This is a genomic window from Halomonas jincaotanensis (genome assembly GCF_018448785.1).
GTDB lineage: Bacteria > Pseudomonadota > Gammaproteobacteria > Pseudomonadales > Halomonadaceae > Halomonas > Halomonas jincaotanensis.
Genome location: NZ_JAHCLU010000031.1, coordinates 1 through 15951, shown reverse-complemented (window position 1 = coordinate 15951; position 15951 = coordinate 1). Strand labels below are relative to the sequence as shown.

The window sequence follows — 15951 nt, the reverse complement described above, 5'->3', positions numbered from 1 at the left end:
ATTCATGAGGTGTCATGGTTTTAAAATCCCTTCTCTGGACCGTCCGAGTGCTGACACTGCTGATGGCAGTGGTGAGCGTACTGCCGATGATCCCCAGCGGCCAGTGGTGGGTTCGGCTTTGGGATTTCCCGCGACTGCAGTTGACATGGGCACTGGTCGTGCCACTGGTGCTGCTGGCGGTGCACGCGTGGCGGAAACGTCCGCGGACAGAGCATGCCGTGTGGCTGGCGGTGCTCCTCGCGACGGGGGGATGGCAGTTGTCGCATATCCTGCCGTTCACGTCGCTCTGGTCGACCGAGGTTCCATCCGCCGAGGTTCAGCCCGACGAGGGCCGGTCGACCCTTAAAGTGATGAGCGCGAATGTCGACTACACCAACGACCGCTACGCCGAGCTGTTGGCGACGGTCCGGCGTGAGGATCCGGACGTTTTGCTGCTGATCGAGGTCAATCGCGCGTGGGCCGAGGGGGTGGCGTCGCTGGATCAACATTACGCGCATCGGGTCGGGGAGGTGCGGGGCGAGGGCCTCGGCATCTTACTTTGGTCGAGAATCCCGTTGCTGGAGCAGGAAGTCAAACACTTGATCTCCGACCGCCGGCCATCGATCTTCGTGACTCTGGATGTGCCGGGAGTCGGGCCGGTTCGGTACATTGGCACCCACCCTGTCCCGCCGGGGCTGCGGGACCGGATCAGCCACAACGACGAGACGAGCGAACGTCGGGACAGCCGGGTCCGAGATGCCGAGCTGATGCTCGTTGCCCGCCACGTGGAGAATGACTCGGACAACCGCTGGATCGTCACCGGGGACTTCAACGACGTCGCGTGGTCCGACACCACCCGGCTGTTCGCCGACCTGACCGACCTGAAGGACCCCCGCCGCGGCCGGCGGCTGCTGAGCACCTACCACGCGGAGCGGCCGCTGTGGCGATACCCAATCGACCACCTGTTCGTCTCTGACGGCTTCCATCTGATCGACCTCGACCGGGTGAGGGTGCCCGGCTCCGACCATTTCGCCGTCACCGCAACCCTCGCCGTCGCAATGAAGGACCATGGGAAGCCTGAGGCCTCTGAAAAGGAGGAGGAGAAGGCCCAGGAGATGGTCGAGGAAGGCACCGAAGACGCCGCAGAGCATGATGTTAGCTCCTCGCAGTCGGACTAAGTGAGTGACCTAGTGAGTAGCTCCGGCAGCGGTTAAGCTGGCGCTGACTCGATGCCATACTGCCAATAATCAACCCAAGAAGGACGCTCTTTCCATGACCGTGATGATCCTCGGCCTGCTGCTGTTTCTCGGCGCCCATTCGGTGCGCATTTTCGCCGATGACTGGCGGCAAGAGCAGATCCAACGCCTGGGCGAGATGCCTTGGAAGGCGGTCTATTCGGCGATTTCGATCCTTGGCCTGGCCTTGGCCATCTGGGGTTATGGCCAGATGCGTCTCGACCCGATCTGGGTGTGGTCGCCTCCCGCAGGGCTACGTCACGCCGTGGCGCTGCTGATGATTCCCGCCTTCGTGCTGCTGGTGGCAACATACGTGCCGGGCAATCACCTCAAGGCGAAGCTCGCCCATCCGATGATCCTGGCGGTCAAGGTCTGGGCCCTTTCCCACCTGCTGGTCAACGGCCGCCTCGGTGACATGATCTTCTTTGGTGCCTTCCTGCTGTGGGCCGTACTGGATTTTCGCGCGGCGCGTCGACGCCCACGCCCCGCCATGGCGGTACCACGGCTGATCAATACCGTGGCGACGGTGGTGATCGGGCTGGTGGCCTACTATGTATTCGCGTTTCATCTGCATGTGTGGGTCACCGGTGTGCCGGTGATGTAACGAACGAGCAGCGAGGCGCAGCGCCCGCTGGGTGGCTTTGACACGGTGCGCATGGAAAGTCGCGGAATGGACAGGCGCGCGATGGCCGTGTGCGACAAGGAGAGACGACATGAATGCCAGTAAGATCTTCCAACAGTTGATGCAGCAGGCCGGTGGCAAGTCCGGCGGTAAGTCCGGGTCCGGTGGCGTGGATGTCCAAGGCATGCTGGAGGGGTTGTCGAAGCAGTTCGGCGGCGGCCAGTCATCGCCGGGCAAGGCCGAGGGTTCCTCCGGCAGTTCTGGCAGTTCCGGCTTTGATATGAAGAGCCTGCTTGGTGGCGGAGCGCTGGGCATGTTGGTAGGCTCGAGCCGGGGACGCAAGCTGGGGGGCAAGGCGCTCAAGTATGGTGCCGTGGCCGGTGTCGGTGCGCTGGCCTGGAAGGCCTGGCAGAATTACCAGGCCGATTCTCAGGCGCCATCCCAGAACACAACACCACAAGCCAATCCCACGGCCGATTCAGGCCAGGGCGAGCCGGTGGAACGCCTGGACGGCGAGGCCAGCGAGCAGCGCAGCCTAGAGTTGCTACAGGCGCTGATCATGGCGGCCCGGTCCGATGGACATGTCGACGAACGTGAGCGGGCGTTGCTCACCGATCAGATCGATGCGATGGGCGCCGACCCTGAGTTGCATGCCTGGGTCGAAGAGCAGTTCAAGGCGCCACTGAATGCCGAGGCGCTGGCGCGTCAGGCCGATTCACCCCAGGCCGCGCGCGAGATGTATCTGGTCAGCGTGGCGGTGATCGACGAGCAGAACCCGATGGAGCGCGCCTGGCTGGACCAGTTGGCCAAGGCTTTGAAGCTTGATCCGACCTTGACCGAGGAACTCGAGCGTCAGGCGCGGGACGCCAGTTGAGCCTGGAAACCATCAACCTGTGGTGGGCCACTGGCTTCGGGCTGGGGCTCTCGCCGCTCGCCTCTGGAACGGCGGGTTCGCTGCCGGGCCTGCCGCTGGCTTGGTGGCTGCTGGGTCGTTCAGTGCGCGTTCAGGTGTCTGTCGCCGCCATGCTACTGCTGGTCGCCATTCCGATCTGTCACCTGGCGTCCACTACCCTCGGGGGCAAGGACGACGGGCGCATCGTCGCCGATGAGTACCTGGCCTTTCCCGTCGCCGTGCTTGGCCAGACAGCGGCGCGCCAGCCATTGGTGATGGCGGGCGCCTTCGTCGCCTACCGAGTACTGGATGCCGCCAAACCACCCCCGGCCGCCCAGCTGGAAGGGGTTGCCGGCGGAGTCGGCATCGTACTCGATGATACGGTCGCGGCGTTGTACGCCTGGTTACTGCTGGCCGCTGCGATGGCGCTATGGCGGCGCCGCCAGGCACGTTCCGCGTCTTGAAGGGCGTTTGTTGCATTCCGTTACAAGGCGAGCCCTTGAGAAAGTGATTGGCCAGCCTAATTTCCTAGGTTGTGTAAGAAATGTGGTCTTGCACCACGACATCAGGCAATGAGCCGCAAGGAGGTAGCCATGAGCCAACCCGTCGACGGTAAGCGCGTCGCTATTCTTGCCACCCATGGCTTCGAGGAATCGGAGCTGGCGGTGCCCAAGGGTAAACTCGAACACCAAGGTATCGTGGTAGAGATCATCTCTCCCGATGGCCAAGGCATCCGTGCCTGGGCGGAATCCGACTGGGGAGAGACCTACGAGGCCGATAAGTCCCTCGATCAGGCCTCGCACAAGGATTATCACGCCCTGGTCTTGCCGGGCGGGCTCTTCAACCCCGATACCCTGCGCCAGGATGAACAGGCCCTGAGTTTCGTGCGCGATTTCTTTGAGGCCGGCAAGCCCGTTGGGGCGATCTGCCATGCTCCCTGGATCCTGATCAATGCCGAGGTGGTAAAGGGGCGTACGCTGACCTCGTACCCGTCGGTGACGAAGGATCTCGAGAACGCCGGGGCACGTTGGGTCGATGAGAAGGTGGTGGTCGATAACGGCCTGGTTACCAGCCGCAAGCCTCAGGATCTCGATGCCTTCTGTCACAAGCTGGTCGAAGAGATCCGCGAAGGTCGACATGCTGGCCAGACCTGATGTTCATCCGGTGATATCGGATTAGTCACTGACTGATATCGAAAGCGCGATACGCCTGCCTGGCAAGACCAGCAGGCGTTTTGCGTTTCAGGACCCGCAAGCCGCCGTAGCGTCTATAGGCTTTTGCGGACGTGGGGCGGGGGAAACACCACATCAAAGCCCCGGGCATCGAGCTGGCGAATGTCACTCGGGCATCCTTGCTCGTCGAGATCCACCAGGCCGATGCCGGCGCCGTTCCATAGCCGCTCGCCGGCCTTGGCGCGATCCGGGTCGCGCGGGCTGGTCTCCATGCGACGGCGTTTGGTGAACCAGTTGAGCGGAGAACGAGGCGAATATAGCCAGCGGTTGGCCCGGTCGAACCCGTCCAGTAGCGTGTCGGGAAAGGCGTTCTTGATGCCACTGGAGGTGATCTGCCACAGCTGGGGGCCTTTGCGGTGCTGCCGGATGCGGATGTCGTAGACGAAGGAGTAGTGAACGTCGCCGGAGAGAATCACGTAATGCCCCGGCGTGCGTGAGTGGCGGAAGATGTTGAGCATCACCTTGGCTGCCCCGCGGTGGGCCATCCAGTTCTCGGCATCGACCAGCAGCGGCTTGCCGGCAAGCGTGAAGAGCTTCTGGACTACCTCGATCAGTTTTACGCCGAACATCGGCGCCGGTGAAACGATCACGACCGAGGGAGCATCGATGATATGTTGCTGCAATTCCGACAGCGCTTCCCAGTCCATCAGTCCGGAAGGTCTCCTAGGGCTGCGTTCGCTGCGCCAACGGCGTGTCCGCGTGTCCAGCACGATCAACGGCGGAGAGCCCGGCACCTGATATTCCCAGCCCTCGAAGCGCAACAGCCGCTGGATCAGCGCATCGAGTGGCCCACTGGGCAGCCAGCCCTGCGCTTCCGCTGCCACTTCCAGTAGCCGAGCAGCCTCGTCCACGAGCGGGGAGAGGCGCTCCGGGTCGTTGCCCCAGCCCTGGCAGAGTAGATAGCCGAGCAGGGCATTGCCGATAATGCGCCGCGAGAAGGGGTGGCCATAGGCGGTTTGTTCCCAATCGGCGGTGAGGTTCCAGTCGTCGGTGACGTCATGGTCATCGAAGATCATCAGCGAGGGCAGGTGGGCCATGGCGCGCGAGGCGGCCGGTAGCCCGGCGACGAACGCCTCGATGATGCCCTTTTCGCTGTCGAATCGCTCGCGTTTGTCGTCGTCAAGTACCGGTACGGACACTTCGATCAGCCACCAGGGAACCGGCGACCACACCAGCAGATACATGGCGATGATCTCGGCGAAGCTCATCAGGTGATTGTTGGCATTGGCCGAGGTGAACACGGGCTTGCGTGCCCCGCCGAAGAAGCGATCGCGCAAGTCGTTGCTCGACTCGATGTCGGGCAGCAGGACGTAGCGCCGATAATAGCGAGGGTCCGAGGTATGCAGGGCCTGGCTGGTGTCGACCGTGGCGCCGTCCAGCACCTCGTCGAAAAGACCCAGTCGGCCAATCAGCGAATGGATCGCCACCAGCATGGGACCCGCGACGTCATCGGCATAGACCTGGTCACCGGTCATCAACAACCAGGCGGGCCATTCATCCGGCTGTTCGCGGCGCTCGGCCAACCAGGAATCGGTGCGCACCAGGCCGTCCGGTCCGTCGTAGTGGGGGCGTCGACAGGAGCCGTGCAGCAGGCGATGGTGACGCTCGGCAATCACGAAGGCGGGATGCGTCGCCCCGTCATGCAGCAGGTGAGGGGCCCAAACGGCAATGCCGACGGAGGTGCCGTCGGCGTCGGTGAGCATCAGGTCGTACTCGATGAGGGCCCCGGTCGGCAGCGGCGTGGCCAGGGGCACGTCTATCAGGTGCAGCCAGGCGTGGCGCCCCACTGGCAAGCGCCTGACGCGATCGGCATTGAGCGTCAGCCGGCGGGGCGGGTACCCGGCAGGGCGCAGCATCAGCGTCATGTCGAGGCGGCGCGACCCCACCAGCCAGATTACCAGACGTTGCGGCGTGATACGTCTGAGCAATGGGCCCGCGAGAACGTCCGGCAGCGGCGCGTCGGGGATTACATCAAGCGTCATGCGTTGGCTCCATGAAGGGGCGGTCGGGTCGCCTGACTCGGGCGGCCAGACCCGGGCACAGGGGTCATGGTAGCCTGACACTGAGCCTTGCTCATTTCGACGCGGTCGTCATTGATCAACAAACATTTCTTCTCGTGCCTTTAATTCAGCGTTTCCAATCGGCGCGGATCGCCTATGATTCCGGGTTGAAGGGAGTCGTCGCGGCTCGACCGAACGGCACCGAACGCCCATCCTGAACGCTGTGAGCCTGGCCTCACAAGGTTGGGTGTATCGACTTGCCGGCCGGTCCCGGAAGCGAGCTGACCGTCGTAGAACATCGGGTGGGTATGTGGCTTTTCACGGCAATGGAGTTGCTATGAACCACTTCGAAAAGGCCAAGCATGTGGGACGCCGAAGCCTTTCACTGCTCTCCCTCCTCAACCCTGCCGATCACACCGACCCGCTCGGCCCGAGCTGGGGCTTAAGGCGTACATCCTAGTGCTGGCGATATTGCTCACGCTGCTGGTGGTGGGTACGAGCCGTGTCTACCTCGGGGTCCATTGGCCAACAGATGTCCTTGCCGGCTGGACAGCCGGGGCGGCCCTTTTCTGGCTCGCGATGCGCTGGATGCAGCGGCGGGGGCAGGTGGAGACGGAGGAGAGCCGGTCAGGTACCGAATCGCGTGACCGCCAGCCTGCCGCCTGCTGAAGGGAGAGCAACAGAATCTGAGCCCATCGTCCCGGCACTTCGGAAGGCTCCCCGGCAGCCGGTCATCAAAGGCTGGTCATCCCTCCTCGATCTGTCCCAAAACCTGGCCCTAACGGACGAGCTCTGCTGTGCGCCGTGTGGTCGAGCCGAAGAACATGGGTTTGTCGACGACGAACTTCATCGAACGTTTCACCAGACCTTTGCCGGGGAAGAAGCCGAGATCGAGCCACAACCGGATCACCGCCTGAGCCTCAAGATCGATGGTCTGCTCGAGCGGCACCAGGAAGCCTTCGTAATCACCCGCCGGAGTCGCGTACCGCTCTCGAGTGATGGGCATGACTCGGTGCTGGTACTCACCCGTGTGTACAACCTCTTGCGTTTCTCTGTTCACGATCGTAGCCCTGCCAGAGGCGCTCCATGTCCGGTCGGGCACGATCCTGTTGGGTAGCAGCACCACGGGCGGCTCGTACCGCACGGTCTGGCCTTGCGTCAGTACGTCCAGACCGGTGAGCAACACGCTGCCATCCCGGAGCTTGGAAAGATGGAGGATGTTGTAGTCGCCAAATCGAACTTCCCAGCGGCCTTCACCTTCACCTTCTGCGGAACTCAGTTCCAGCACGACCTGCCGTCCCTTTCCGTCTCCGTCCACCACCTCGAACGTGCTTTCACCAGGGACCAGAGGGAAAAGCTCCCCAGCCTCAACTTCCTGAACCGTCGATGCAGGAGGCGCCGACGTCTCCGCAAGGGTGGCCCCGGGGATGCAGAGGCCGACGCCGATCAGTATCGCTCGCGCGCAAGACAGGTACATTGCATCTCTCCTGGAGACCGTGAGCAAGGTGCGGCACTGCACTCATGCTAGTGAAGCGACGTCAACGAGAGAAACGGCCCCACTGGCTGGGGATGGTGGACGCCTTCCCCTGAAGCGCTTCCTGGCAAAAAAATCGCGACACCCAACCTTCTCCGCCGGAGTATAGACCATACCCGGCGAGCCGCCACCGCGGCCGCGACGTAGACGTCGCATCCCCGGCGGGTAGTCATGGGGTCGTCCCGGTCAATCGAACAGTCCGCGATGCGGCGCCCCGGCCTGGCTGGTCACCCTCGCAGAAGTCGTCGCCGGCTATTGGTCTGCCCCGGAAAGGCTGTTGTCCCCGGGGCATGTTGTTTTCTTTAACGCCATTTGAGCTGCCTGATACTTGTGCTCGATGTCGGCGATGTCGGAGGCTTCCGACGCCCCGCGGCGGCCGGCTTCGGCGATGATGGCGGCTTGATCAAACAAAGCGTCGCGTTGGCTGGACAGCCGGACATTGATCGCGAGCCGCACAATGATGCTGAGCATCTGGATGATGACCGCGGGGTGACTGGCTCCAGCTTGCCGGATCTGGTGGAACGCGACGTCCACGAAACCGCGGAAGCTCGACGCACGACCGACCACGCGCACCACGCTGGCCGCATCGCAAAACACCTCAGTTTGGAGGTTCCGCCGCATCAGTTCGCTGAGTGCAGCACCCAAGCGATCAATAACGGCATTAGCGGTGAAGGGATCGTTGATGCCCGGCGAAAGCGCGCGCACGGCGATTTCAACCAGGTGGCGCATTGAGAACTCGAGATCCTGGACCGGCGTGCGCTCTTCGCCGACCAGAATCGCGCCTTCGATCTCGGTCGCCAAATCCGGCCCGAGCAGACTCGCGGGATAGATATCGGCCTTGTGCGATCCGCGAATGACGAAATGACCGGCACGTAAGTCCAGGCGGACGATCGCCTTGTGCCGGCAGGCGATTTCCACGAGCCGCTCATACTCGATCGCCTGCACATAGCCTTCGCCGGACAGCCACAAAGGGGCCGCACGTTCCTCGAAGTCGGCCGGCAGAGCGTCATCCGCCGTCGGCCGCTCGACGAGCGGTTGGCCGTCGACCACCGTCGGCAGTAGGCGTGAGATCGCATTGCGGAGATCTCTGTCGACACGCCGGATCGCTGTATCGGAAATGATCGACCGAGCCAAAATGTGGATAAAAAACAGCAGCGCGAACAGGTTGATGAGGGCGAGCGCGGTCCCGAGCGTAACCGCTATGTGCGGCACCGCGGAAATGTCGAGTTCACTGTTGAGGGTGCGAAGTACTAGCAGGCAATAAATAATGGTCATAAGGAAGATGCCGAACACGAGCTGTGTGCGGAGATCGCCCATGAAGTTGCGGACCAGTCGTGGTCCGAGTTGACTGGCGGCGAGCGTCAACACCACCATGGTAATTGATATGACGAGTGTCGCCATTGTGACCATTGAGGAAAAGACGGTCGATAGCAAATTGCGGGCGTCCTCCGGCCCGCCGCTGTGGAGCCAGAACTGCCGGGCCTTCTCCTCCGACAGGCCGGCATCGAGGTTGAGGGCGATGATAGCCAGCCCGAACGCGCCGACAGCCATGAGCGTGGGCACAAACCAGAAGCCGGTCCGCAGGGTGGTCCAGAGATTGTAGAGACGGCTCAGCATAATCGCCCTCGCAGGATAGAGATAGAGATAGCTGGGACTTGCGAGTTTCCTTCTAGAACAACGGCTTCTGGCTGTCGCGGGGGCTCTACCAGTGACATCGCTGTCACCATCAGACCTCACTCAATGCCGGCACCATCTTCCATGCCACCCACCTGCCGTTGACTACCTGGTTGCTTGCCATCGGCCCCCTTGCCCAAGGCATCCAATAGTTACTTTATTAATTCAACGATTTCAGAATCTACGTTGTTTTGATGGCCGCCAAAAGTATTTTCATACAGAACCTTTCTTTTAATGTTGAAGCAGACCAGGTAACGCCGCCACCTGACGGGGGAGCAGGTGGCTGACTTCACGCTATACCCGGCGATCTCCGAAATGTTCGGGAGTGAAATGTCATCGGGAGCAATCGCCTGGACAGCACTGAACGTTGTTTTTGCGGTCTGAGCGACAAGAGCGGTGGAGGAACTGATAGCCGATGTTCCAGCGTTGCCCCCCCGAAAGCCACTATGAGTGTGGCCAAAGCCCAGACCGCTACGCCGGCCAGCGCCGCGACCCGCGTATCGTCCGGCGACATAAATCGCGCTGCGGCAAACCCTCCGACGGCAAGCGAAATGATCTGCGTTACGACAATGTAGATCGCCGCGCCGAATCCAAGACCCTGTCCGATCGCTTCAGACTTGCGACGCCGATAGCAAGACCAAGAAGCGTGAACAACACCATCAGACCCAGTGCCACGATTGTTCCGGCAAAAATGGCGGTCAACGTGGGCCGGCCCACATCGTACGGTCCGGCGTGAAGGGTGGTATCGGTCATGTGAAACCTCGTTAGCAGTGCGATGTGAAAAATAGATATGATACGTAGAATAGATATGACACATAGTTTCGCGAAATATCATTCAGTAGAAAGCCATTTTTAATTCAGGTGGTTACTCGACTAGTGCGGTAAAACCGTGGGTTTGGCGAGGCCGCCCGCTCCGTTCACTGCACCACTTGTTCGATCTTGCGCTCCATTTCTGGCGTTATCTCGGTGGAACGAGGGGGAAGTTCCCCCTCTCCTTGTTCTCCATTTTGTTCAATATCATTTATTAGCAGGTTCATTTCGGCTATTTCGCGGACCTGTGCTGCAATGATCTGATCCGCAAGCTGGCGAACGCGTGGATCGCTAATGCTCGCCTTCCGCGAGCTGTTTATGGCAATTGAGTGGTGGGGAATCATAGACTTCATAAAGTAGACATCCCCAATTACCAACTGGCTTCTATTCGCGAACAGAAAAAACACACCTATCAGTAAGGCTAAGACAAGAACCGCGATTTTTGTCCCCACCCCTTTGTACATCGACCACATGAAGGCCAGCATCACAAGGGTCATGACGCACCCCATGACCAACGAGGCGATCACGCGGTTTATACTGAGCATTGCGTGGTCGAATGAATAGACGAGTTGATACATCAAGAAAAACATGATGAAAGTCGATGTCGCGATCATCGCCGCAAATCGACCCCAGCCCATTCCCATCATCTGCTTTTGTTGGTCCATCTTTGGTTCTCCTTCGTGTATACAGATTGTTTCTAAGAGGAGCTAACGTGCGCCAATTACGGAGTCAGTCTCCCAGCGTTCATATTGACTTTGTACTTGTCGTTAGCGAACTCAAACTCTTCCATGAATATAAATTCATCTCTTTTTCGAAGTTTACGCTAATTGATTATGAGTTATGTCAGAATTTCGGGCAGTTCTCTGTGCGCCGCCGCACAAAGTGGTGCCGAGTTGTTTCACAAACCCATTGCTCGAATGAGTATCGCACGCTCATGATGGCCTATCTTATAAAGCAAACAAAGAGCGAAAGGAAGCACTCATGCCTCGTTGTTCCGAAGAACGCCGACAAGAAAAATTAATCACGTGAACTTGAGAAACAGTACACTAGTTAAGGGTGAAAAGTGTGACCTCGGGAGCTGCATTAAGTCTTACGGGAATCATGCTAAACCCAATGCCTCGGTTGACATATAGCGTGTTATCCCGATTTCCATAGCCCTCGATCCAGCCATCGGTATGTACCTCATTGTTATCTAACATGGCCATCCAGCTCCAGTCAGAGGCCCATGGGAGTCTTATCTGTCCACCGTGGGTATGGCCTGCCAAGGCTAACGGTGCTGTTCCTGCGGGGAAGGAGGCAAAGCTATCAGGGTTGTGCATGAGCACAATCCGCGCCGCATCGTCAGGGAGCTGGGCCAAAGCGCGTCGAGGATCGTCATTATTAGCATAATGTGATCCAACGCCTACCAAATATAGCGGGTCGCCTTCGAGTTCCCCTGGAGATACCAAAGCAACGCTTTCATTGACCAGCACAGTTATACCTGCATCTTCCAGGGTGGCCTGCACTTGGTCGGCAATCCACGCGAGCTTGTTAGCATGGGGTTTTTCCATCGCGTAATCATGATTACCCAAGACTGCATAGATAGGAATGTTTAACTCTATTAGCGGCGATAATAGTGACATGACCTGGCGTAGCTCGCTAAGCACTTCCTCTATCTCCTCATCCTCGTGCTCTTCGCGTATTTCCTCTCTGGATTCATCGCCGATAGGGTGATAGATGAAATCCCCTGCGATCAAAACAGCTTGCGGCTTTCTTTGGGAAAGTTGTTCAGCAATCTCTTCTATGACTTCCTTGTTGGAGAGCCACATACCGACTTGAAAATCAGCAATCATCGCTACCTGCTGATTTTTCCATGCTGACGGTAGATTGGGTATTGTGGCCCGCTCTTCTTGATAATCAACCTGGTAGGGCGCACCAAATACACCCCACAGTAACAAGAGTGTGAGGAATGCAGCAAGGAAAAGCAAAGAATACTTGACGAATTTCATTTGGTTTCCTATTTATAGTTGCTTTCATCGCCAGGCGATACGGGAAGAGTATAGCTTGGTTATCTCGAGTTAACTCACATCAAGAAGCAAAGAGCCAAGAGTCGCGAGCGTAAAATATGTAAGGATTGCCAATGCTTCATTGTGTACCATACTAGAAAAATCTAACAAGGTGGGTGCAGGACCTATCTGTCAACTGAGACAACTCTCATGGGAGTTTAGTAATAGCTATTATGACACCCGCGATGGCGGTGGGCGGCCTAAGCATTCTACGAAGCAACCGTAGATGGCCCGTTGTCGGCATTCTTGGCGAGGGGGCGTCTAACTTACACTTAAATGAATCAATTATTCCTTTTTCTGCCAGGGCCAGCGCCCAGATAGTTCAACCTCCAACGTAAAGCTGAGAAAGGTACGTATTAGTACAACAATAGCTAATATACCAACCGTCTCAAAGGTCAATTCAACTGCAACGGTATGAATGATGTCTGCCGCGACGAGGAACTCCAAGCCGAGCAGAATGCCTCGTCCAAGACGCTGGCGGACTTGAAGAAATATAGACTCGACTTTATCCTGCTTTAGCAAAAAAAGCGGCTCAAAGAGTAGCGCATAGCACGCGAACCCGGCGATAATGAAGATGCCAATCACCTCCATAATGGCAACACCCCATTCCGCAATTGGCTTTACAAGATCTAACACATTTCCCCCAAAATGGCATGGCCGATAACAGTGATGAGTCTGTGCCCTCGCTTATTAGCTGGATTACGTAGGTACGTTAAATAAGATTGTCCGCTATCCAGTTAATCAATAAATCAATGTTATTTGAAATTTTATGCATAGCTAGGTAACTTGGAAAGGATTCGCGCGCCTGCGCATTTTTGCCGGAACAGTGCCGCAGTGGGGCTAAGCCGCTAACGTAAGAGCCAGAGGATACTTTGGCCTTATCATAAGTTAATTAAGGCTGTAGCGTTGAGCGGTTAGGTCAAAGTAAACGTTTGCTTGGTTCGTCAAGAATTCCCGGCTCTTTTGTATTTTTCATACTCGAACACTGGCAATTTCTCAATGTCTTCCTTGGCGAAAGGAAGGATATAATGAGTGTCACCAGGCCGCCAAGCCTCCGGGTACCCATAGAATGGATAGGCTCGTGGACCTTGAACAGTTTCGGTATTAGCCGGTTTGACGATAATGGCTTGGATAACGCCATCCCGTGCAAAAATAGCATCGGTAATAATGCCATAATCCGTACCATCTTTCATCTTCACGTAATCATGCAAAATATCGGTGATCTTCCAAGTTCTCGGACCGACTGCCACATCCTCCTCCACTGCCTTTGTCCGATCAAGCTCTTGTTTGTAGACATAAGCCTCATCGAACTCTCTGAATATATTGAACTCTTCTACATTATCTTGATGAACGGGAACCTTGACGCCATCTTCAGAAACGACAGCTTCATCCCACGGGACGGATACATGCCTATCGCCACTGTCCCACATGCCTCCTACTTCGGCAATGACGCTAAGTACCTGGTTCTTCTGGTCAAGAATAATGTTTCCGATTTCGCCTATTTCGGCTCCCTGAGTGCCGAATACCTTCGCTTCCAGCATTTTCTCGGCGCGAAAGCCTCCTTGTTCATAGATAGGCGCGTAACTCCATTCGTCAATGGAGCGAACATTACTGTCAGGCGATGTTGTATCTATATCACGTTGATTGGTTCGGTCATTGCCTTGTGTCTCCTCTTCTACTGCGTGGACCTGAGCTGTCAGGAACAGGAGAGAGGTGCACACAAATAGCATCAATATGTTGCGATTCAGATTCATTTCCTTACCTCTAGCTGCTTTCCGCTGTCGCCAATGTTAGGTTAGATGAAGTCGGGTTATGCCGCCACTTATTCTGCTCCGATGGAGTATGCAAAAAGCTATTTAAAGTCTTGTCTAATATAAATAACCAGTCTAGAAATGGGTCAGGTCTTGGGGTCGTCGCTATCGCCTGTCTGCATCTTTTTCCTTTCTTGCAATTATTTCCACCTTAGGGAAGCGCTGCAACAATTCCCGCCCCAGCTGCCAACCAGCAGCGTCGAGATTTTGCAGCGCTTCCCTGGTAGCTTATTAAAATGTTTCATTATTAGCTATATTACGGTGGATGCTCATTTCTCTAATCCGAATACGAATCCGACTGCTCGATATCACTCTGCGAGTAGGGCAGAATCATTACCCAATCCTCGTTGATCCAGCCAATATCGGTGGGTAACCAGTAGTTGGCGGTTTCCATGCCATCCGGGTCGATGACCGCGCTAGTGACCTGACCCTGTTCATTCAAGACCAAGTCTTCGATCTCCGCATAGGGTGAACCTTCGACCTGTACGCCCATTCCTAGCATGGTTCTGGCACTGAATTGGTTCTGGCCGAAAAACTCCACCGGCGAATGCGTGACCTGTTGGTTGCCGAATTCCGACGGCTGCTGCCCGATGGACAGCAGGACATCGCTGGGCTCGAAGACCTTCACCGGCCACTCGACGGTACGGAAACCGCGTTCCACCGCGTTGCCGTTGGAGTAGACCACCAGCGACTGGATAGTACCCTGATCGTCGAATATCACATCGGTGACTTCACCGACCTCGGTGTTCTCGCCTGCGATCACGTCATCTCCCAACAACTGGGATATCGTCCAAGTCGATGAGGGATCGCCGCGTTGATCCTGCCAGTCGCTCAGATTTTCAGGCGCTGCCATTGCCGTGAGGGGCAGGGCAGCGATGCAGAGCGGGAATAAGCGATCTAGATATGTCATAACGGTTTATCTCCAACACTCAAGTTAAAAAGAACGCTTGAGATATCTCTGGCCGAGTATGTTGCATACGTACTACCCGTCAAGCCGGTGTTTATTGTATGGGTAACGCGATACAGAGTGCTTCTTTCCGTTGGCTGTGCCGCGTTTCCCACTAATAAGTGCTTAGCTATCAAGAAGGGGAAATGGTATTTCCCCTTCTTGAACACTCGATGAGTTGAGCTCGGTTACCTGCTTCACTCAGGTTTTAGCAGCCATGTATTCAATCCCACAAGCCATCGTACTCGTCGTAGTCAAAGGCTGATACATTGTCCAGATCTGCTTCATCATAGGGAAGCGTGTAGGCACTGTAGCCGGGATCCCATCCAGCATCGAAACCATGGAAGGGGTAGGCATAGGTCTCGCCTCCGTACGCACTGTCGGCTTCAATGACGACTGCCTGGACCTTCCCATCTTCGCTAAACAGCACGTTATCCCGCCTTATTCACCGAGCTGAGATAGAAAAGAAGATGGCGAGCAGTTTCTCTTGTAGAATCAATATGTTCCTGCCAGAACACGATTCAAGAGGACTACTCGCCATGGGTGAAAGCTTATCCACCTGGACTCCCTCCTGCAACGGGTCTATCCGCGTCGAAATGAGCGGTCAGCGCACCACCAGCGACAGCGGTGCCTTGCTGCTGCGCGAAGCCCTCGACAACAGCGGCGTGATCGCCGCCCTTGAGGATCATCTGGTCGACCAGCGCGACCCAGATCGCGTCCGCCACAGCTTGGCCAGCCAAGTGCGTACCATCGTGCTGCAACGGGCCATGGGCTGGATCGATCTCAGTGATACCACCACGCTGCGCCGCGATCCGCTCTGGCAACTGGCCTGTAGCGACGCGCGGGGGACAACGCCCTTGGCCCAGCACCGGCCGTCCCAGGCCACGCTGTCGCGGCTGCTGGCGTGCCTGGGCCGTGACGACAACATCGATATCGTGCATGAGGGCCTGCTACGGCTGGTGGTCTGGCGACTGACCTCGCTGAAGGGCGGCGAACGCCCCACGCATCTGACGCTGGATATCGACGGCCTGCCCATCGAGGTCCATGGCCATCAGGGGGGCTCGGTCTACCACGGCCATGTCGGCGCACGGATCTACTCGCCGCTGATCGCCTCGCTGGCCGAGACCGGCGACATGGTCGGCGGCCTGCTGCGTGAGGGCAACGCCGGCCC

Annotated in this window: 17 protein-coding genes and 1 pseudogene; 8 read left to right on the top strand and 10 right to left on the bottom strand. The window is 57.6% G+C overall.

From position 1 onward, the window contains the following. The first annotated feature begins 14 nt into the window (after positions 1 to 14). The 5 genes from KG088_RS18275 (at position 15) to KG088_RS18255 (ending at position 3882) form a co-directional block, all read left to right on the top strand. The gene (locus KG088_RS18275; protein ID WP_213827890.1) at positions 15 to 1157 is read left to right on the top strand and encodes an endonuclease/exonuclease/phosphatase family protein; all 1143 of its coding nucleotides are present in this window, start codon (positions 15 to 17) and stop codon (positions 1155 to 1157) included. A gap of 94 nt (positions 1158 to 1251) precedes the next feature. Then, positions 1252 to 1818: an NnrU family protein gene (locus tag KG088_RS18270; RefSeq protein WP_213827888.1), complete on the top strand. Its 567-nt coding sequence runs from the start codon at positions 1252 to 1254 to the stop codon at positions 1816 to 1818. A gap of 109 nt (positions 1819 to 1927) precedes the next feature. Further along, entirely contained in the window at positions 1928 to 2710 is a 783-nt protein-coding gene (locus KG088_RS18265) for a tellurite resistance TerB family protein (RefSeq protein ID WP_213827886.1), read from the top strand. Beyond that, the gene (locus tag KG088_RS18260) at positions 2707 to 3192 is read left to right on the top strand and encodes a phosphatidylglycerophosphatase A family protein (protein WP_319941478.1); all 486 of its coding nucleotides are present in this window, start codon (positions 2707 to 2709) and stop codon (positions 3190 to 3192) included. The genes KG088_RS18265 and KG088_RS18260 overlap by 4 nt, the downstream gene beginning before the upstream one ends. 129 nt (positions 3193 to 3321) lie before the next feature. Further along, positions 3322 to 3882, top strand: coding sequence for a type 1 glutamine amidotransferase domain-containing protein (locus KG088_RS18255; RefSeq protein ID WP_213827884.1), 561 nt, complete (start codon positions 3322 to 3324; stop codon positions 3880 to 3882). Positions 3883 to 3995: 113 nt separating this feature from the next. On the opposite strand, the gene KG088_RS18250 is transcribed toward KG088_RS18255, so the two are convergent. After that, positions 3996 to 5942, bottom strand: a complete 1947-nt coding sequence (locus tag KG088_RS18250) for a metallophosphoesterase family protein (RefSeq protein WP_213827882.1) — start codon at positions 5940 to 5942, stop codon at positions 3996 to 3998. A 477-nt stretch (positions 5943 to 6419) separates the two neighbouring features. On the opposite strand from KG088_RS18250, the gene KG088_RS18245 reads away from it, so the two are divergent. Next, complete coding sequence (locus tag KG088_RS18245) at positions 6420 to 6629, top strand: phosphatase PAP2 family protein (RefSeq protein WP_319941477.1); 210 nt, start codon at positions 6420 to 6422, stop codon at positions 6627 to 6629. A 109-nt stretch (positions 6630 to 6738) separates the two neighbouring features. Here KG088_RS18245 and KG088_RS18240 read toward each other — a convergent pair whose 3' ends face one another. Together KG088_RS18240 and KG088_RS18235 are read right to left on the bottom strand one after the other, a co-directional pair. Further along, positions 6739 to 7437 carry a hypothetical protein gene (locus KG088_RS18240; protein WP_213827880.1) on the bottom strand — a complete coding sequence of 233 codons (699 nt, stop codon included), beginning with the start codon at positions 7435 to 7437 and terminating at the stop codon, positions 6739 to 6741. 309 nt (positions 7438 to 7746) lie between these two features. Next, positions 7747 to 9111: a DUF2254 domain-containing protein gene (locus KG088_RS18235; protein WP_213827878.1), complete on the bottom strand. Its 1365-nt coding sequence runs from the start codon at positions 9109 to 9111 to the stop codon at positions 7747 to 7749. 62 nt (positions 9112 to 9173) lie between these two features. Here KG088_RS18235 and KG088_RS18230 point away from each other — a divergent pair. Continuing rightward, a pseudogene (locus KG088_RS18230) lies at positions 9174 to 9308 on the top strand (IS1595 family transposase); the annotation flags it as partial. Positions 9309 to 9729: 421 nt separating this feature from the next. On the opposite strand, the gene KG088_RS18225 reads toward KG088_RS18230, so the two are convergent. The 7 genes from KG088_RS18225 to KG088_RS18195 form a co-directional block, all read right to left on the bottom strand. After that, complete coding sequence (locus KG088_RS18225) at positions 9730 to 9921, bottom strand: hypothetical protein (protein WP_213827876.1); 192 nt, start codon at positions 9919 to 9921, stop codon at positions 9730 to 9732. 164 nt (positions 9922 to 10085) lie between these two features. Beyond that, positions 10086 to 10643 (bottom strand): DUF305 domain-containing protein, encoded by a 558-nt coding sequence (locus tag KG088_RS18220; RefSeq protein ID WP_250148370.1) that lies wholly within the window; start codon positions 10641 to 10643, stop codon positions 10086 to 10088. 381 nt (positions 10644 to 11024) lie between these two features. Then, on the bottom strand, positions 11025 to 11966 hold the full coding sequence (locus tag KG088_RS18215; protein ID WP_213827874.1) for a metallophosphoesterase: 942 nt from the start codon (positions 11964 to 11966) through the stop codon (positions 11025 to 11027). Positions 11967 to 12308: 342 nt separating this feature from the next. Further along, positions 12309 to 12659, bottom strand: a complete 351-nt coding sequence (locus KG088_RS18210; RefSeq protein WP_213827872.1) for a DUF1622 domain-containing protein — start codon at positions 12657 to 12659, stop codon at positions 12309 to 12311. A gap of 308 nt (positions 12660 to 12967) precedes the next feature. Next, the gene (locus KG088_RS18205) at positions 12968 to 13777 is read right to left on the bottom strand and encodes a PRC-barrel domain-containing protein (RefSeq protein ID WP_213827870.1); all 810 of its coding nucleotides are present in this window, start codon (positions 13775 to 13777) and stop codon (positions 12968 to 12970) included. A 334-nt stretch (positions 13778 to 14111) separates the two neighbouring features. Next, a complete protein-coding gene (locus tag KG088_RS18200) occupies positions 14112 to 14744 on the bottom strand; it encodes a PRC-barrel domain-containing protein (RefSeq protein ID WP_213827868.1) in 633 nt (210 codons plus the stop codon). A gap of 259 nt (positions 14745 to 15003) precedes the next feature. Continuing rightward, on the bottom strand, positions 15004 to 15210 hold the full coding sequence (locus KG088_RS18195; protein WP_213827863.1) for a hypothetical protein: 207 nt from the start codon (positions 15208 to 15210) through the stop codon (positions 15004 to 15006). A 70-nt stretch (positions 15211 to 15280) separates the two neighbouring features. On the opposite strand from KG088_RS18195, the gene KG088_RS18190 reads away from it, so the two are divergent. After that, positions 15281 to 15951: transposase (locus KG088_RS18190; RefSeq protein WP_213827862.1), on the top strand; the 671-nt coding region annotated here is incomplete at its 3' end.